Source organism: Micromonospora sp. NPDC003776, assembly GCF_053605645.1.
In genome coordinates this window covers 1-17033 of the sequence record NZ_JBSGJR010000083.1, presented here as the reverse complement: position 1 = coordinate 17033, position 17033 = coordinate 1, and the positions used below count along the sequence as shown (strand labels likewise).

General features: G+C 72.8%; 16 protein-coding genes and 2 pseudogenes. 13 read left to right on the top strand and 5 right to left on the bottom strand.

Annotated elements, in window-relative coordinates; all coding sequences use genetic code 11:
- The 4 genes and pseudogenes from ACWEVO_RS10385 to ACWEVO_RS10370 form a co-directional block, all read left to right on the top strand.
- Positions 1–121 (top strand): annotated as a pseudogene (locus ACWEVO_RS10385) (bifunctional 3-demethylubiquinone 3-O-methyltransferase/2-octaprenyl-6-hydroxy phenol methylase); the annotation flags it as partial.
- A gap of 43 nt (positions 122–164) precedes the next feature.
- Positions 165–1331, top strand: coding sequence for an acyl-CoA dehydrogenase family protein (locus tag ACWEVO_RS10380; protein WP_452307256.1), 1167 nt, complete (start codon positions 165–167; stop codon positions 1329–1331).
- A 24-nt stretch (positions 1332–1355) separates the two neighbouring features.
- The gene (locus ACWEVO_RS10375; protein ID WP_452307259.1) at positions 1356–2414 is read left to right on the top strand and encodes a type III polyketide synthase; all 1059 of its coding nucleotides are present in this window, start codon (positions 1356–1358) and stop codon (positions 2412–2414) included.
- 40 nt (positions 2415–2454) lie between these two features.
- Positions 2455–3012 carry a hypothetical protein gene (locus tag ACWEVO_RS10370; protein WP_452307255.1) on the top strand — a complete coding sequence of 186 codons (558 nt, stop codon included), beginning with the start codon at positions 2455–2457 and terminating at the stop codon, positions 3010–3012.
- 8 nt (positions 3013–3020) lie between these two features.
- Here ACWEVO_RS10370 and ACWEVO_RS10365 read toward each other — a convergent pair whose 3' ends face one another.
- Positions 3021–3743, bottom strand: coding sequence for a hypothetical protein (locus ACWEVO_RS10365; protein ID WP_452307254.1), 723 nt, complete (start codon positions 3741–3743; stop codon positions 3021–3023).
- A 328-nt stretch (positions 3744–4071) separates the two neighbouring features.
- Between ACWEVO_RS10365 and ACWEVO_RS10360 the strand changes: the two genes are divergently transcribed.
- Complete coding sequence (locus ACWEVO_RS10360; RefSeq protein ID WP_012015454.1) at positions 4072–4557, top strand: CarD family transcriptional regulator; 486 nt, start codon at positions 4072–4074, stop codon at positions 4555–4557.
- 18 nt (positions 4558–4575) lie between these two features.
- On the opposite strand, the pseudogene ACWEVO_RS10355 reads toward ACWEVO_RS10360, so the two are convergent.
- A pseudogene (locus ACWEVO_RS10355) lies at positions 4576–5604 on the bottom strand (serine hydrolase domain-containing protein); the annotation flags it as partial.
- A gap of 91 nt (positions 5605–5695) precedes the next feature.
- Here ACWEVO_RS10355 and ACWEVO_RS10350 point away from each other — a divergent pair.
- The 4 genes from ACWEVO_RS10350 (at position 5696) to ACWEVO_RS10335 (ending at position 10593) form a co-directional block, all read left to right on the top strand.
- Complete coding sequence (locus tag ACWEVO_RS10350) at positions 5696–6169, top strand: NfeD family protein (RefSeq protein WP_452307253.1); 474 nt, start codon at positions 5696–5698, stop codon at positions 6167–6169.
- Between the two features lie 5 nt (positions 6170–6174).
- Positions 6175–7281 carry an SPFH domain-containing protein gene (locus ACWEVO_RS10345; RefSeq protein ID WP_452307252.1) on the top strand — a complete coding sequence of 369 codons (1107 nt, stop codon included), beginning with the start codon at positions 6175–6177 and terminating at the stop codon, positions 7279–7281.
- Between the two features lie 204 nt (positions 7282–7485).
- Positions 7486–8259 carry a hypothetical protein gene (locus ACWEVO_RS10340; RefSeq protein WP_452307258.1) on the top strand — a complete coding sequence of 258 codons (774 nt, stop codon included), beginning with the start codon at positions 7486–7488 and terminating at the stop codon, positions 8257–8259.
- Between the two features lie 126 nt (positions 8260–8385).
- Positions 8386–10593: a transglycosylase domain-containing protein gene (locus ACWEVO_RS10335; RefSeq protein ID WP_452307251.1), complete on the top strand. Its 2208-nt coding sequence runs from the start codon at positions 8386–8388 to the stop codon at positions 10591–10593.
- A gap of 60 nt (positions 10594–10653) precedes the next feature.
- Here the strand turns inward: ACWEVO_RS10335 and ACWEVO_RS10330 are convergent, their stop codons facing one another.
- Both ACWEVO_RS10330 and ACWEVO_RS10325 read right to left on the bottom strand, forming a co-directional pair.
- Complete coding sequence (locus tag ACWEVO_RS10330) at positions 10654–11064, bottom strand: GNAT family N-acetyltransferase (RefSeq protein ID WP_452307250.1); 411 nt, start codon at positions 11062–11064, stop codon at positions 10654–10656.
- 10 nt (positions 11065–11074) lie between these two features.
- On the bottom strand, positions 11075–11677 hold the full coding sequence (locus ACWEVO_RS10325) for a dTMP kinase (RefSeq protein WP_452307249.1): 603 nt from the start codon (positions 11675–11677) through the stop codon (positions 11075–11077).
- A 131-nt stretch (positions 11678–11808) separates the two neighbouring features.
- Between ACWEVO_RS10325 and ACWEVO_RS10320 the strand changes: the two genes are divergently transcribed.
- From ACWEVO_RS10320 to argG, 3 genes are all read left to right on the top strand, one after another.
- Positions 11809–12366: a dihydrofolate reductase family protein gene (locus ACWEVO_RS10320; protein WP_452307257.1), complete on the top strand. Its 558-nt coding sequence runs from the start codon at positions 11809–11811 to the stop codon at positions 12364–12366.
- Positions 12367–12429: 63 nt separating this feature from the next.
- A complete protein-coding gene (locus tag ACWEVO_RS10315) occupies positions 12430–13251 on the top strand; it encodes a TrmH family RNA methyltransferase (RefSeq protein ID WP_452307248.1) in 822 nt (273 codons plus the stop codon).
- A gap of 45 nt (positions 13252–13296) precedes the next feature.
- Entirely contained in the window at positions 13297–14748 is a 1452-nt protein-coding gene (argG, locus tag ACWEVO_RS10310) for an argininosuccinate synthase (RefSeq protein ID WP_452307247.1), read from the top strand.
- Positions 14749–14806: 58 nt separating this feature from the next.
- On the opposite strand, the gene ACWEVO_RS10305 is transcribed toward argG, so the two are convergent.
- The gene (locus tag ACWEVO_RS10305; RefSeq protein ID WP_452307246.1) at positions 14807–16084 is read right to left on the bottom strand and encodes a serine hydrolase domain-containing protein; all 1278 of its coding nucleotides are present in this window, start codon (positions 16082–16084) and stop codon (positions 14807–14809) included.
- Positions 16085–16197: 113 nt separating this feature from the next.
- On the opposite strand from ACWEVO_RS10305, the gene ACWEVO_RS10300 reads away from it, so the two are divergent.
- Positions 16198–17033, top strand: an 836-nt coding sequence (locus ACWEVO_RS10300) for a PucR family transcriptional regulator ligand-binding domain-containing protein (RefSeq protein ID WP_452307245.1), incomplete at its 3' end; no start/stop codon positions are given.

Here is a 17033-nt window from a genome sequence, read left to right as displayed (position 1 = left end):
CGTACCGGCCGCTCGCGGGGCGGCCGACGGTCCCAGCGGGACGGCGGCCCGGCAGCCGCGGATCGTGCCGACGTGGTCCACCGCCGTGCTCTACCAGGGGCACGGGGTCCGGAGCGGGTAGCCGGGGCCGCCCGGGGTATTGGGGACGCCGAGAAGGGGGTTCGATGACTGTGGACGCGCTGGAGGCGGCCCGCCGCCTGGCACCGCGACTGGCCGCCCGCGCGGCGGACCACGACCGGGACGGCTCCTTCCCGGTCGACGATTTCGCCGACCTGCGGGAGGCCGGGCTCTTCGGCCTGATGGTGCCCCGCGAGCTGGGCGGGTCGGGGGCCACCTTCGCCGAGTACGCGGCCGTCGCCACCGCGCTGGCCCGGGGCAACGGCGCCACCGCCCTGGTGTTCAACATGCACGCCTCGGTCACCGGGGCGCTCGGCGCGGTCACCGAGGAACTGGCCGAGGCGCTCGGCGTACCGGACGAGGCGCTGGCCGCCCGGGACCGGCTGCTCCGCGCGGCGGCCGACGGCGCCTGGTACGCGGTGGCGATGAGCGAACGCGGCGCGGGCGCCCGGCTGTCCCGGCTCAGCACCGTGTACGAGCCGGTCGACGGCGGCTGGCACGTCAAGGGGTCCAAGACGTTCTGCTCCGGCGCCGGGCATCCGGACGGCTACCTGGTCGCGGCCCGCAGCGCCACCGACCCGTCGCTGGTGTCCCAGTTCCTCGTCCCGGCGGGGGCGGGGATCACCGTCGAACCGACCTGGGACTCGCTCGGCATGCGCGCGACCTCCTCGCACGACCTGCACCTGGACGTCACCGTGCCGGCCGACCGGCTGCTCGGCGGGGTGGAGGGGCTGGCCCTGGTGGTCGCCCAGCTCATGCCGCACTGGCTGGTGGCCAGCTACGCCGCCGTCTACGTCGGGGTGGCCCGGGCGGCCATCGACGCCGCCGCCGAGCACCTGAACGCCCGCGACCTCGCCGGGCTGCCGGCCGTCCGGGCCCGGCTGGGCCGGGCGGACGCGGCGGTCGCGGCGGCCGAGCTGGTGGTGGCCGAGGCGGCCCGCCGGGTCGACGAGGCCCCCGGCGAGGCGGAGACCAACCGCTGGGTGTGGCGGGCCAAGCTGCTCGCCGGCACCACCGCGGCGGAGGTGGCCGCGTCCATGCTGGAGGCGGCCGGCACCTCGGCCACCCGCCGGGGCCATCCGCTGGAGCGGCTCTACCGGGACGCGCGGTGCGGTTCGCTGCACCCGGCTACGTCGGACGTCTGTGCCGACTGGCTGGGTGTCGCGGTGCTTGGCGGCGACCCGGACCGGGACACGGCCACTCCTCGTTGGTGAGGAGTGAGGAACGGGACCGAGAAAGTGGGGGAGATGGGCGTGCCGGTGATCGCGGGCCTGGGCACGGCGCAGCCGCCGGCCGCCGCGCAGGACGAACTCTGGACGGGCTTCTTCGCGAAGCACTTCTCCGGGACCACCCGGGCGCTGGCCGAGCGCATCTTCGCCAACTCCGGGGTGTCCCGGCGGCAGGCGGCGGTGAACCCGCTGCTGGAGGACGTCTCGGAGTGGCCGACGGAGCGCCGGATGCGGCGTTACCAGGTCGAGGCCCTGCCGCTGGGCAAGGAGGCGGTGAGCCGCGCGCTCACCGCCGCCGGGCTGGACGCCGGTGACCTGGGCCTCTTCATCGTGTGTTCCTGTACCGGGTACGCCACCCCCGGGTTGGACATCCTGCTCGCCCGGGACCTGGGCATGGCCCCGGACACCCAGCGCATGTTCGTCGGCCACATGGGCTGCTACGCGGCGCTGCCCGGGCTGGGCGCGGCGAGCGACTTCGTCACCGCCCGGGGCCGCCCGGCGCTGCTGCTCTGCGCCGAGCTGACCAGTCTGCACATCCAGCCGGCCGGGGCCCGGGTGGACACCCAGCAGATCGTCTCGCACGCGCTCTTCTCGGACGCCGCGGTCGCCGCCGTGGTCGTGCCCGCGGGCCCGGGGTACGCGTTGCGCGAGATCACCTCGGTCACCGACACCTCCACCGCGGACCACATGACCTGGGACGTCACGGACACCGGGTTCCGGATGGGGTTGTCGCCGAAGGTGCCGCAGGTGCTCTCGCACCACGTCCGGGGCCTGGTCGACGACCTGCTGAGCCGGCACGGGCGGACGATCGACGAGGTGGACGGCTGGGCGGTGCACCCGGGCGGCCCGCGCATCCTCAACGTGGTGGAACGCGAGCTGGCCCTGCCGCCGGAGGCGCTGGCCGCCTCCCGGGCCACCCTGGACGAACACGGCAACTGCTCGTCTCCGACGGTGCTGCTGATCCTCGACCGGCTGCGCCGGGCCGCGCGTCCGCCGGAGTGGATCGTGATGCTCGCCTTCGGACCGGGTCTCACCCTGTACGCGGCGTTGCTGGAGCGGGTCGGCTGACGGGGCGGTGACGGTGGCCCGGCGCGGCTACCCTCACCGCATGGCTGCCGAGGACCGGGTACGGACCGTGCTGCTGGCCGCGGCGACCCTGGCCGCGCTGGCCCTCGGCGCGTGGTGGTGGCAGACGTCCGCGCCGGCGCTCGGGCCGACCGGTGCATCGCCCAGCCCGTCGGCGGCCGTCTTCCTGGAGCCGGGGGTCCGGCTCGTCGATCCGGCCACCGGTCAGCTGCTCGACGGTGCGGATCCGGACGAGGCGCTGGTCGTGCACGTGGGACCGACCGCCCCGCCCGGCACGGACGGTGGCGCGTCGGAGCTGTGGCACGAGCGGTCCCACCTGGTGCCCGGGGCTCCGCCGCTCGCCCGGCGGAACAGCACGCCCGACTTCGGGAAGTACGTGTTGAGCGTCCGGTGCACGGGCCCCGGGGCGGTCGTCGTCGAGTTCTCCGGGGCCCGGTACGACCCGCCGCCGGGCACCGTGCGCTGTGGCGAGGGTGGGGAATCCCACGTGGTGGAGTCCGCGGGCCGCCCGCTGCTGGTGCGGTTCAGTGCCGTGGAGGGCGGGGTCGACCTGGACGCCCGGCTCGCCCAGCTGTCCTGACCAGAGGGTCAGCCGGCCAGGTGCGCCAGGTCGTCCCGGTACGCGTCGACCGGGCCCAGTTCGGGCACCACCCGGACCAGGGTGCCCTCCCGGTCCACCAGCAGCGCGGTGGCCGTGCCCGGGTGCGGGGCGAGGTGCAGATAGGAGCGCAGGCCGCCGGCCGGGTCGGCGAGGGCGCGTACCCCCGGGGCGGGCGAGGTCTCGGGCCGCCGGGTCTCGGTGACGGTGACCACGGTGACCCCGGCCGGCGCGGTGGCCGCGACCTCGGTCACCCGCTCGCGGCAGGTGCAGGCGTCGATCAGGACGATCGTCGCGGGCAGCAGGCTGCGCAGGGACACCGGTGAGTTGCCGGCGTCGACCAGGTCGAGCGCGGGCAGCGGCCCGACCGCGGCCGGGGTGGCGCTGGGGTACGGGAGGACCAGCGGACTGCCGCCGGAGCGGGTCGACCGGGGCCAGGTGACCGCGGCCAGCCCGGTGAGCGTGATCAGGACCGAGATCAGCAGGGCCAGGATCGGCAGCCCGAGCGGGAGGCGGCCGTCCGCCCGCGGGGTGAGGCGGAGGTGGCGGCGCCATCCCGTACGCCGGCGCTGGCGACGCAGCTCACGGCGGATCTGGCGGGCCTCGTCGGCGAGCGCGGAGGCGTCGTCGGGGACGACCACCCGACCCCACTCGGGGGGCAGGCCGGGCAGTCCGTCCGGTGGCCCGTGGCCTTCAGCGTCAGGCATGCCCATCGGACCCCCAGGAACCGTCTCCGTGAGCGGACGTCACGTCCGCCTCAAGCGTCCCGCACCGGTCCGCGTACCGCCACACCTGGGCGCACCTCGTGTTCCAGAGCTACCATGGAAGGAGCGCATCGCCCTAGATATCGACGCTCCTGCCCCTCGTACCGGGATGTCATCCCGTGGTCACGGAGCGTGTCGAAACCATCGGTTTGACCGCCTGTCAAGCTGAAGAAATACCTCTCACAGGGCCCCTGAGCTGCGCCAACGGTCAGGACAGCGGTGGGACATCGGTGCCTGAGCGTGTTACCCTAGACACAGCGAAAGGGGTTTCGAACCTATGGTTTTCAGTGTCGGCGAGACCGTTGTTTACCCCCACCACGGGGCCGCACTCATCGAGGCAATCGAGACTCGGGTCATCAAGGGTGAGGAAAAGCAGTACCTCGTCCTGAGGGTCGCGCAGGGTGACCTGACGGTCCGGGTGCCCGCTGAGAACGCCGAGATCGTGGGTGTGCGCGAGGTGGTCGGCGAAGAGGGCCTGGGCAAGGTCTTCGACGTGCTCCGTGCTCCGCACACCGAGGAGCCGACCAACTGGTCGCGGCGTTACAAGGCGAATCTGGAGAAGCTGGCCTCCGGCAACCCGCTGAAGGTGGCCGAGGTCGTCCGCGACCTGTGGCGCCGGGAGCGGGAGCGGGGTCTCTCCGCGGGTGAGAAGCGCATGCTGGCGAAGGCCCGCGACATTCTCGTCGGCGAGGTCGCGCTGGCCGAGAAGAGCACCAAGGACGAGGCGGAGACGCTGCTCGACAAGGTCCTGACCGAGGCCTGATTCTCACAGCATCGTCGTCCACGGGGTGGGCGCGGCCGGTTCGGCGTCCAGCACCAGGGTGAGCACCTCGCGGGCCAGGCCCACGATGTGGTGCCCGCCGCTCAGGCCGTACGAGTTGGCGAAGTCGACCACGGCGGTGCGGCTGGGCCGGTGCACCGCGAGGCCGGCGACGTACCCGGGCATGGAGCCGCCGTGGCCCACGTACACCCGCTCGCCGACCCGGTAGAGCTCCACGCCGAGGCCGTGACCGCCGGTCCAGGATTCCAGGTCGCTGATCACCACCGGCGCGCACATCTCGGTGAGGGTGGCCGGGGCGAGCACCGCCGGATCCGGGTCGGCCAGGAACGCCGCCCAGCGGGACAGGTCCGCCACGGAGGACCAGAGCTGGCCGGCCGGCGCCATCGCCGCGGTGTCGGTACGTGGCTCCTCGCGCAGCGTCTCGTGCCACGGGTGCACGACATAGCCGCGGGCGTACGGCTCGGTCGGGTGGTACGTGGTCCGGCGCATGCCCAGCGGTTCCAGGAGCCGCTCGCGCAGCAGCTCGGCCCAGGGGGTGCCGGTGATCCGCTCCAGCACCCCGCCGAGCAGCCCGTACGCCAGGTTGGAGTAGTGGTAGACGTGGTGCGGCGGGTGGGCGATCTTCTCCGGGGTCAGCCCGGCGAGCAGGGTGGCCAGGTCGGCGCCCTCGGTGCGCTCCCACCACTGGCCGTCCGGCTCGCGCTGCAGGCCGCTGGCGTGCCCGAGCAGTTGCCGCACGGTGAGCGCGCCGACCGGGGTGCCGGGCAGGTGCTGGTCCAGCGGGTCGTCCAGGGCCAGCCGGCCGGCGTCGCGCTGCTGCATCACCAGCACCGCGGTCATGGTCTTGCTGATCGAGCCGATCCGGTACTGCAGGTCGCTGTCGGGTCGGGGTTGCTCACCGGCGAGCGCGACGTGGGCGAGGTGGCCGTCGCGCACCACGCCTAGGGCGAGCGAGGGCCCGCGCCCCTCGGCCTGCGCCCGCGCGACCAGCAGGTCCACTCGTCGGGCGGTCTCGGGCAGCAGGGCCATGTCGTCCTCCTCGTCGGGTCGGTGCGGTTCACCGGGACCAGGTGATCATGACAGTTCGATGACACGTGCGTCGACGTGTCACGATCGTGGGGTGGACGCCGTGTTGTGGATCGTGTTGGGTGTGCTGCTGGCGGTCGCCGAGATCTTCACGACGACCCTGTTCCTGATCATGTTCGCGGCCGGGGCGTTCGCCGCCGCCGGGGCCGCCGCGCTGGGCGCGCCGGTCGCGCTCCAGGCGCTGGTCTTCGCGGTGGTCTCTGCGCTCTCGGTGGCGGTGGTGCGGCCGATCATCCGCAAGCACGCCCTCCCGGCGTTGGAGAGCGGCGATCAGCCGTTCGGCGTCGAGGCGCTGGAGGGGGCGACGGCCCTGGTGCTGGAGCCGGTGGACGCCGAGCGGGGGCTGGTCAAGATCGACGGTGAGTTGTGGACCGCGCGGTCGTACGACGCGACGCGCAGTTACGCCGCCGGTGAGCGGGTGCAGGTGATAAAGGTCCGGGGCGCGACCGCCCTGGTCTGGCAGGACGAGATTTCCACCCCGGGCGGACTGCCCGAAGCGAGAGGGTGAACGGTATGACGGTTGCAGCGATCCTGTTGATCGCCGTCGCGGTGATCGTGGTGGTGACGCTGGCCAAGGCGGTGCGGATCGTGCCGCAGCAGCGGCAGGACGTGGTGGAACGACTGGGGAAGTACAAGCGGACCTTGAACCCGGGGCTCAACCTGCTGGTGCCGTACATCGACGCGGTGCGCACCAAGGTCGACATGCGGGAGCAGGTGGTCAGCTTCCCGCCGCAGCCGGTGATCACCTCCGACAACCTGGTCGTCTCGATCGACACGGTGCTCTACTTCAAGGTGGTCGACTCGGTCCGCGCCACCTACGAGATTTCCAACTTCCTCCAGGCCATCGAGCAGCTCACCGTCACCACGCTGCGCAACGTGATCGGTTCGCTGGACCTGGAGCGGGCGCTGACCAGCCGTGAGGAGATCAACCGGCACCTGTCCGGCGTGCTGGACGAGACCACCGGCCGGTGGGGCATCAAGGTGACCCGGGTGGAGATCAAGGCGATCGAGCCGCCGCCGAGCATCCGGGACTCGATGGAGAAGCAGATGCGCGCCGAGCGGGACCGCCGGGCCGCGATCCTGAACGCCGAGGGGCACAAGCAGTCGCAGATCCTCACCGCTGAGGGTGAGAAGCAGGCCGCCGTGCTGCGCGCCGACGGTGACCGGCAGGCCCGGATCCTCCAGGCGGAGGGCCAGGCCAAGGCGATCCGTACCGTCTTCGACGCGATCCACCAGGCCAACCCGAGCCAGAAGGTGCTCGCCTACCAGTACCTGCAGGCGCTGCCGCAGATCGCCAACGGTTCGGCCAACAAGGTCTGGATCGTCCCGACCGAGCTGACCAAGGCCCTGGAGGGCATGGGCGGCGCGCTCGGTGGCCTGGCCAACATGGTCGGCGACGTGCCGTCGCCGGAGGCCAGCAAGAGCGCCGGCGAGGTTGAGCGGGAGGCCGCCGAGGCCGCGCACGCCGCCGCCAGCGCCGCTCAGGAGATCCACGACGAGGTACGCGTCGCCGAGGCGCAGGCCACCGGCGGCAACGCCCCGCAGGGGCTGCCGGCTCCCGAGCCGGTCTCCCCGGAGAGCCTGCTGCACGACTCGACGGAGCAGCGCGAACGGGGCTGAGCGCCGGCGCCGTCCGACCCCGGACGGCAAATGCGAGAAAGCCTCATGGAGCGCCCCGGTGCCTGCCACGATCGGTCTGAGGACCGGGTGGTGAGCAGGGACCGGGGCGCTTCTGCGCGTCCCACGCCGCCCGCGGGTGGAGCGAGGTGACGCATGAAGGAACCGGCGAACCGGCTGTTCTCCAAGGAACTGCTCTCCAAGGACATGTTCTCCAATGAGGCGTTCCCCGGCGCGCACGACCCCGCCGGGCCGGTGGGCACCCGGCGTACCGGGGGCGGGTTCGGGGTGCTGCCGTTCGTCTCCGAGCCGGGGCCGGGTGCCCCGGCCACCGACGCGACCTGGGCCTGGTCGGTACGCCGGTTCGCCCGCGCGGCGGTCTGGCTGCTCCCGGCGTACGCGGTCCTCTACGGCCTGGTGGCGATGGCCAGCGACGGCGGGGTGGGCAACGACCCGTACCCGGCCGACGGCCGGCAGCTCTACCTGGTGGGCTGGGTGGCCGCGGTCTGGCTCGGGCTGCTCGCGCTGCTGGCCCTCACCGGCCTGCTCGCCGCCACCCGGTGCCGGCGGGTGGCCCTCGCCGGGCTGCTGGCCAGCATCGGCGGGATGGTGCTGATGCTGCCCTTCGCCGGGCTGGCCGAGCAGACGCCCGTCTTCGGCGTCACCGCGCGCAGTCTGGTCCTGTTCGGGGCCACCTGGTACAGCCTGGGGTGGTTCCTCACCGGCTGGTCGGTGGCCCGCTCCGGGATGTTCGCCTACGGCGACGGGATCATGCTGATGATCGCCGCCCCGCTGCTCGGTCTCGGTGGCGCGCTGGTCGGCTCGTTGCAGACCTTCGGGGCGATCTTCGTGCTGATCTCCGGGATCGGCATCGGCTACCGCTCGGGCCGCCTGGTTCCGGCCGTCATCGCCCGGGACGCGGTCGCCGCCAGCGTGGCCGCCACCCCGGCCCCGCCGCCCAACGGTCCGCTGCCGAGCTGACTTTCCGCCCCGGCGGGCCGATCGTGAGGTTCGCCGGGCGGCGGTTGCTGAGAGGTGCCCGTGAGGTAACTGACAGTTGGCTGGCGAGCTGGCTGGTTGGCGGCTTTCGCGGTAATCCTGGGGTGCATGCCGTCTCCCCGGTCGCCGCTGTCGCGGCTCCTCACCGTGCTGCTCGCCGGCGTCCTCGCCGGGCTCGCCCTCGCGGTCGCCGCGCTCCCCGGCAACCTGCTCGGCGGGTTCGTCGCCAAGTCGGTCCTCGGTGCGTACGCCGAGCTGCCCGCCGCGCTGCGCACCCCCGCGCAGCCCCAGCGGTCCTACCTCTACGCGAATGACGGCAAGACCCTGATCACCACCTTCTACGACGTCAACCGCACCGACGTGCCGTTGGCCGAGATCGCGCCGGTGATGCGGCAGGCGATCGTCGCGGCCGAGGACCGCCGGTTCTACCAGCACGGCGGCGCCGACTTCCGGGGCATCGCCCGGGCGCTGGTCGCCAACGTCAAGGGCGGCGGCACCGAGCAGGGCGGCTCCACGCTGACCATGCAGTACGTCCGCAACGTGCTCAAGACGGACCCCACCCGCACCGCCGAGGAGCGGCAGGCCGCCACTGACCAGACCGTCGGGCGCAAGCTCCAGGAGATCCGGTACGCGGGCGCGCTGGAGAAGACGCTCAGCAAGGACGAGATCCTCAACCGCTACCTCAACATCGCCTACTTCGGCTCCGGCGCGTACGGCGTGGCCGCCGCCAGCCAGCGCTACTTCGGCAAGGCGCCCGCCGACCTGACCCTGGGCGAGGCCGCCCTGATCGCCGGCCTGGTCCAGTCGCCCGACGAGTACAGCCCGATCGACGGGGACAAGAACAAGGCCCTGGCCCGCCGGGCGTACGTGCTGGACTCCATGGTCGCGACCCACGCCATCACCGCCGAGCAGGCCGCCGCGGCCAAGGCGGAGAAGCTCACCCTGCACCCCACCGCCCAGCCCAACGGCTGCACCGCCGTCTCCCAGGGGCACGACGACTGGGGCTTCTTCTGCGACTACCTGCGCCAGTGGTGGCTCGGCCAGCCCGCCTTCGGCGACACCGTCAAGGAGCGCGAGCAGGCGCTGCGCCGGGGCGGCTACACCGTGATCACCACGCTGGACCCGAAGATCCAGCAGACCGCCCAGCAGCAGGCCACCAAGGTCTACGGGTACGACAACAAGCGCGCCCTGCCGATGGCGGCGGTCGAGCCGGGCACTGGCCGGGTGCTCGCCATGGCGGTCAACCGGCACTACAGCCTGGCCGACAACCCGGCCGGGCAGGCCAACCACCCCAACACCGTCAACCCGCTGATCTCCGGCGGCGACAGCGTCTCCGGCTACCAGGCCGGCTCGACCTTCAAGCTGTTCACCATGCTGGCCGCGCTGGAGGCCGGCAAGCCGCTCGCCACCGGCTTCGACGCCCCGGCCAAGCTGCCCACCCGGTACGCCTCCGACGCCGAGGGCAACTGCGACGGCAAGTGGTGCCCGGCGAACGCCAACCCGCAGTGGATGGACGGCTACCGGATGATGTGGGACGGCTTCGGCCGCTCCGTGAACACGTACTTCGTCTGGCTGGCCGAGCAGGTCGGCGAGGACAAGGTGGTGGAGATGGCGCAGCGGCTCGGCATCACCTTCCGGGCCGGCGCCGACGCCGACTTCGCCAAGAACGACGCGCGGAACTGGGGGGCCTTCACCCTCGGCGTGGCCGCCACCACCCCGCTCGACCTGGCCAACGCGTACGCGACCGTGGCCGCCGAGGGGACGTACTGCACCCCGGTGCCGGTGGTCTCGGTGACCGCCGCGAACGGCGACAAGGTCGACGTCGGCCAGCCCTCCTGCAAGAAGGTGCTGGACACCGACGTGGCCCGGGCCGCCACCGACGCGGCCCGCTGCCCGGTCGGCCAGCAGTCGGCGTACGGGCAGTGCAACGGCGGCACCGCCACCTCGGTGGACCGGATCGTCGGCCGGCCGGTCGCCGGCAAGACCGGCAGCTCGGAGCAGAACGCCACCGAGACGTTCGTCGGCTTCACCCCGCAGGTGGCGGTCGCCGGGATCGCGGCCAACCCCGATGACTCCACCGATCTGGTCGGCTCGGCCGTCCAGGCCCGGGTGATCGACGCGGTCGCCCGGACGATCCGCACCGCAGTGGACGGCAAGCCGGTGAAGGACTTCACCGCCCCCAGCCACGAGCTGGCCGGTGACCCGCAGCGCCCGCAGCCGCAGCCGACCCCGCAGCCGCAGCGGCCGCAGCAGCAGCAGGACCAGAACCTCCCGGGCAACATCCTGCGCTGGCTCCAGGGCCGCGGCCGCGGCTGACCCGCAAGGAAGGGCCCCCTGTTAACGCCTCCGGTATAGGAGGGGGCCCTTCCTAACCGGTCAGCGCGGGCCGACCCGGAACATGCCGGTCATGTCGTCGTGCACCGCGTATCCGAAGCGACGGTAGAGGCTGACCGACTCGCCGGCCGCGAACAGGCCGACGAAGGTGCGCGACGAGGCCCGGCCGGCGATCCATTCCTCCAGCCGGCCGAGGATCGCCGCGCCCACCCCGCGTCGCTGCCGCTCCGGCACCACCGCGAGGTCCTGCAGGTAGTAGTAGATCGCGCCGTCGCCGACCAGCCGGCCCAGCCCGATCACCCGGTCGTCCTCGACCGCCACCACGGCGTGCAGGGAGGCGGCCAGCGAGGCCGGGATCGCCGCCGGGTCGTACGCGTCGGTCCAGCCGACCGCGGTCGTCACGGCGATGAACTCCTCGACCGTGGGCAGCCGGTCCTCCAGGCGGTACTCCACGGTCCAGAATCTATCGCCCGACCAGCGCCGACACCGCCCGGTCCAGGGCCGCCGCCACCTCATCGGGCCCGCCGTCGCCGGCCAGCACCACGAACGACGGGAAGTCCGGCAGCGCCCGGTAGGCCCCGTCCAGCGCCCGCAGATGCGCCAGCTCCTCGGTGTCGATGCCGCGTCGCGCCACCCGCCGCTGCGCCACCTCCGGTGCGATCGCCAGGAAGCAGACCACCGTCGGGCGCGGGAAGACCGCGTACGCCGCCCGGACCGCCCGCCGTCCCCGGTCGCCGCGGGCCGCCATGATCACTTCCTGGCACCAGGTCCACCGGTCCAGCACCGCCACCCGCCCGGTCAGCCGGGCCACCAGCACCGTGCGCGTCATCGCCACCGCGCGGACCGTCGCCTCCAGGACCGGATAGAGGGTACGGCCGAACAGGGCCACCCCGTCCGCCCGACCGAGCGCCCGGGCCAGCCGGTTCCACAGCGGCCGGCCGCCGGCGTTCTCGAAGTAGGTGGCCGGCACGCCCCGGGCGGACAGTCGTCGGGCCAGGGCCCGGGCCTGGATGCTCTTACCGGAGCCGTCGACACCGACCAGGGCGATCATCACGGGACGGGGCACGCCGTCGGACGGTAGCCGACCCGGGCAAACCCCCGGCAGAAAACTTCCGGCGCGGTTGTCGGATCCGGTCGGGCGGCTCCGACCCACCGGTGAGCGCGTCCCGCCGGGGCGCCACCGAGCAGGAGGACACCATGCGCAAGCTCGTCTACTGGGTGCACCAGTCCGTCGACGGCTTCATCGAGGGGCCGAACGGTGAGTTCGACTGGGCGGCGATGGGGCCGGAACTGTCCGGGTACTCCTTCGAGCTGACCGACCGGGCCGACGCCTTCCTCTACGGCCGCAATGTGTGGGGCCTGATGTCCTGGTACTGGCCGCAGGTCGAGCAGATCTCGCAGGACCCGCACGACCTACGCTTTGCGCCGATCTGGCGGCGTACCCCCAAGATCGTCATTTCCCGCACGCTGGACACCGCCGAGCACGGCGCCCGGGTGATCGGCCGCGACCTGGCCGCCGAGGTCGCCGAGCTGAAGGAGCAACCCGGCGGCGACCTGCTGCTCACCGGCGGCTCCGGCGCGGCGGCGGCGCTGACCGGGCTGGGGCTGATCGACGAGTACCAGGTCGTCGTGCACCCGGTGGTGCTCGGCGGCGGCACCCCGGTCTTCCGGGACAAGGAGCGCCTGGCCCTGCGGCTGGTGGAGACCCGCGGCTTCGACGGCCGGTCGGTGCTGCTGCGCTACGTCCGGGCGTGAGGCGCGCCGCTCCCGGCGACGGGCCGCGCCGCACCCGGCGGGTGGACCGGGCAGAATCGTGCGGTGCCCGTCCACGAGATCACCGACCCCGACGACGACCGGATCGCCGACTACCGCGCGCTGACCGACGTCGAGCTGCGCACCCGCTGGGAGCCGCCGCACGGCCTGTTCATCGCCGAGGGGGAGTTGGTGCTGCGGCGGGCGCTGCGGGCCGGCTACCCGGCCCGGTCCTACCTGGTCGACGCCAAGCGGGTGGACCAGCTCGCCGACCTGGACACCGGGGACGTGCCGGTCTACGCGGCCACCCAGGCGGTGCTCCAGCGGGCCACCGGCTTCCACGTGCACCGGGGCGTGCTCGCCTCGTTCCACCGCAAGCCGCTGCCCAGCGCCGCCGAGGTGCTCGGCACCGCCCGGCGGGTGGTGATCCTGGAGGACGTCAACAACCACACCAACCTCGGCGCGATCTACCGCGGGGCGGCCGCGCTCGGCATCGACGCGGTGCTGCTCTCACCCACCTGCGCCGACCCGCTCTACCGGCGCAGCGTGCGGGTCAGCATGGGGGAGGTCTTCGCGGTGCCGTACGCCAAGCTCGAGCGCTGGCCCGCCGGTTTGGACCAGGTACGGGAGGCGGGCTTCACCGTGCTCGCCATGACGCCGGCTCCGGACGCCGTACCGATCCAGCGGTTGACTCCGGCGCAGCGCGAGCGGGCGGCGCTGCTGCTGGGCGCCGAGGGGCCGGGGCTCACCGCGGCGGCCCAGTCCGCCAGCGACGTACGGGTGGTCATCCCGATGCGGCGCGGAGTGGACTCGTTGAACGTCGCCGCCGCGGCGGCGGTGGCGTTCTGGGAACTGGGTCGCGACGACCCGCCGTTCGGCATCGGGTAGACCCCCGCGTTGCATGACGATGCAATGCGGTGCATAATCTTCCTTGTGTCCAAGGTTCTCACCTCCCTGCCCATCGGCGAACGTGTCGGCATCGCCTTCTCCGGCGGCCTCGACACCTCGGTCGCGGTCGCGTGGATGCGCGACAAGGGCGCCGTCCCCTGCGCCTACACCGCCGACATCGGCCAGTACGACGAGCCCGACATCGCCTCGGTGCCCGGTCGCGCGCTCAGCTACGGCGCCGAAGTCGCCCGCCTGGTCGACTGCCGCGCCGCCCTGGTCGAGGAGGGCCTGGCGGCGCTGACCTGCGGGGCCTTCCACATCCGCTCGGGCGGGCGGGCGTACTTCAACACCACCCCGCTGGGCCGGGCCGTGACCGGGACCCTGCTGGTCCGGGCGATGATCTCCGACGACGTCCAGATCTGGGGCGACGGCTCGACCTTCAAGGGCAACGACATCGAGCGGTTCTACCGGTACGGACTGCTGGCCAACCCGCAGCTGCGCATCTACAAGCCGTGGCTCGACACCGACTTCGTCACCGAACTGGGCGGGCGCAAGGAGATGTCGGAGTGGCTGCTCGAACGCGGCCTGCCGTACCGGGACAGCACCGAGAAGGCGTACTCCACCGACGCCAACATCTGGGGCGCCACGCACGAGGCGAAGACCCTCGAGCACCTCGACACCGGCATCGAGACGGTCGACCCGATCATGGGAGTCCGGTTCTGGGACCCGTCGGTGGAGATCCCGACCGAGGACGTCACGATCGGCTTCGACCAGGGCCGCCCGGTGACGATCAACGGTAAGGAGTTCGGCAGCCCCGTCGATCTCGTGCTGGAGGCCAACGCCATCGGCGGCCGGCACGGACTGGGCATGTCGGACCAGATCGAGAACCGGATCATCGAGGCCAAGAGCCGGGGCATCTACGAGGCGCCTGGCATGGCGCTGCTGCATGCCGCGTACGAACGGCTGGTCAACGCCATCCACAACGAGGACACCCTGGCGAACTACCACAACGAGGGCCGCCGCCTGGGTCGGCTGATGTACGAGGGGCGCTGGCTGGACCCGCAGGCGCTGATGCTGCGCGAGTCGTTGCAGCGCTGGGTCGGCACCGCGGTCACCGGCGAGGTGACGTTGCGGCTGCGCCGGGGCGAGGACTACTCGATCCTGGACACCACCGGCCCCGCGTTCAGCTACCACCCCGACAAGCTGTCGATGGAGCGCACCGAGGACTCGGCGTTCGGCCCGTCCGACCGGATCGGCCAGCTCACCATGCGCAACCTGGACATCGCCGACTCGCGGGCGAAGCTGGAGCAGTACGCGAACCTCGGCCTGGTCGGCGGCGCGGCCCCGCAGCGGATGGTCGGCGCCGCACAGGCAGCCTCGACCGGGCTGATCGGTGCGATGCCGCAGGGCGGCGCGGAAGCCATCGCCTCCCGGGGCGTCCCGTCCCCCGAGGACGAGGCACTCGACCGCGCCGCGATGGAGTTCGGCGTCGACTGAGCGACGATCCGCTGTGACGCCGGGGGACGGCGAGCGCCGCCCCCCGGCGTCGGGCCGGTCAGCCGAAGTAGGTCGACCAGAGGTTGTGGGTCGGCCAGCTGGTCACAGCGCGGGAGGCGGCCCAGAGCGCCGAGTCGATCGTGCCGTAACTGAGCCCGGACTCGTCGTCCCGCCGGTTGAACACGGCCGCCCAGCTCATCCCGTGGTACGTGCGGACCATGATGCTGTACGTGCCGGGGAAGCTGCCGGTGTGCCAGGTGTTGCGGCCGGTGCCGCCGCTGACCGGGCGGACCTGCCAGCCGAGGCCGTAGTACCAGCCGTCGGCGTTGACCCCGGTGGGGCTGGGCACCGCGAAGACCCGGCCGATGGAGGTGCTGTTCAGCACCGTGTTGCCGCTGTCGAAGGTGGCCGCCCAGCGCACCAGGTCCACTGCGGAGGCGAGCCAGCCGCCGTTGGCGTCGTGGATCCGCATGCTGAACGTGCCGTACGGGGCGTTCACGATGGTGCCCGAGTTGTCCAGCACGGTCGGGCCGGTGTACAGGGACGCGTAGCCCACCTCGCCGCTGTGCCGGCTGGTCGTCCACCCGGTCGCCATCCGGGTGATGCCCCGCGGGGCGAGCAGCGTCTGCTGGATGTACGTCTCGTACGGCAGGCCGGTGACCTTCTCGATGATCCGGCCGGCGAGCAGGTAGCCGTAGTTGCTGTAGGAGACCGTCGAGCCGGGGTCGTGCAGCAGCGGCTGGCCGGACATGAACCGGATGACGTCGGCGTGGGTCAGCTCCATCGGCACGCCCAGGGCGTTGGCGATGACCCGGTCCTTGAACACCGGGTCGAAGTTGGTGAGGTCCTTGTCCCAGCCGCCGGTGTGCTGCAGGAGCCGCCAGAGGGTGACCTGGCTCAGCCGAGGGTCGACGGTCTGCCCGGCCGGCGGAATGAAGTCGAGGAACTTGGTGATCGGGTCACCGAGGCTCAGCTTGCCGTCCTGCGCCAGGCGCACGATCGCCGCCGCGGTCAACGACTTGGAGAGGCTGGCTACCCGGAACAGCGAGGTGGGCCGGATGGACTGCGGCGAGTTGTTGCCGTAGCCCCGGGCCAGCACCAGCCGGCCCTGGTAGGTCACCGCGAGCTGGCCGGCGCTGATCTCCCGGGCCAGCATGAAGCTTTTCATCGTGTCGTCGAACGCGCTCAGCGAGCTGACCGCGGTGCCGGACGTCGTCCAGATGGGCAGCGCGGCGCTCGCCGGGCCCGCCTCGAGTGCCCCCGCGCCGAGCGTGCCCGCCCCCGCGGCGCCGACCAGCTTCCCGAAGGTCCGCCGGTTGACCGTTGCCTGGTCCATGCCTCCCCTTCCGATTGATCACGATCGTGGCGACGCTACTCGACCTGATCGAGGTGCGGGTCAGCCGGTCGGGGTCTTCGGGAACGACGGTGACGCACGGTAGCGTGTCGCCCGTGTTCCCTACCGTCCGTGAGGTGCTCGCCCTGGTGCCGGTGCGCCACGGTGCCCCGCGCCTGGTCGCCGGGGACGCGGGCCTGGACCGGCCGGTCCGCTGGGTGCACGTGGCTGAGGTGCCCGACATCGCCACCCTGCTCGGCGGCGGCGAACTGGTGCTCACCACCGGCATCGGGCTGCCCGCCGACGACGCCGGGCTGCGCGCCTTCATCGGCGACCTGGCCGACGTCGGGGTCTCCGGGCTGGTGGTGGAGCTGGGCCGCCGCTACGTCAGCGGGGTGCCCCGGGTGATGGCGGCCGCCGCTGAGCGGCGCGGGCTGCCCCTGGTCGAGCTGCGCCGGGCCACCCCGTTCGTGCGGATCACCGAGGCGGTGCACGCGTTGATCGTGGACGCCCAGCTCACCGAGCTGCGCGCCACCGAGGAGATCCACCAGCGGTTCACCGAACTCTCCGTCGAGGGCGCCGAGCCGACGGAGGTGGTCCGGCAGGCCGCCGAGCTGGCCGGCTGCCCGGTGGTGCTGGAGAACCTGTCCCGGCAGGTGCTCGCGTACGACCCGGCGGGGGAGAGCGCCGAGTTGCTGCTGGACGGCTGGGAGCAGCATTCGCGGCGGATCCGGCCGGCCGGGCGCACCGCGTACGACCCGGACAGCGGGTGGCTGGTGACCACGGTCGGCGCCCGGGGTCAGGACTGGGGGCGGCTGCTGCTGCGCTGGCCGGCCGGCGGTGAGCTGACCACCGGCCGGCCGGCGGGGATCCCCGGTGCGCGGGGCGGACCCGCCGCCGCGACCCGCCCCGCCCCGGACGGCGGCGCCGGCGCCCCCGTCGCGGGGGATGC

Bases quoted from the DNA above. Each gene is read 5' to 3' on its own strand.
- ACWEVO_RS10380 (WP_452307256.1), top strand. From the start codon at position 165: ATGACTGTGGACGCGCTGGAGGCGGCCCGCCGCCTGGCACCGCGACTG.
- ACWEVO_RS10370 (WP_452307255.1), top strand. From the start codon at position 2,455: ATGGCTGCCGAGGACCGGGTACGGACCGTGCTGCTGGCCGCGGCGACC.
- ACWEVO_RS10365 (WP_452307254.1), bottom strand. From the start codon at position 3,743: ATGGGCATGCCTGACGCTGAAGGCCACGGGCCACCGGACGGACTGCCC.
- ACWEVO_RS10360 (WP_012015454.1), top strand. From the start codon at position 4,072: ATGGTTTTCAGTGTCGGCGAGACCGTTGTTTACCCCCACCACGGGGCC.
- ACWEVO_RS10345 (WP_452307252.1), top strand. From the start codon at position 6,175: ATGACGGTTGCAGCGATCCTGTTGATCGCCGTCGCGGTGATCGTGGTG.
- ACWEVO_RS10340 (WP_452307258.1), top strand. From the start codon at position 7,486: ATGTTCTCCAATGAGGCGTTCCCCGGCGCGCACGACCCCGCCGGGCCG.
- ACWEVO_RS10335 (WP_452307251.1), top strand. From the start codon at position 8,386: ATGCCGTCTCCCCGGTCGCCGCTGTCGCGGCTCCTCACCGTGCTGCTC.
- ACWEVO_RS10320 (WP_452307257.1), top strand. From the start codon at position 11,809: ATGCGCAAGCTCGTCTACTGGGTGCACCAGTCCGTCGACGGCTTCATC.
- ACWEVO_RS10305 (WP_452307246.1), bottom strand. From the start codon at position 16,084: ATGGACCAGGCAACGGTCAACCGGCGGACCTTCGGGAAGCTGGTCGGC.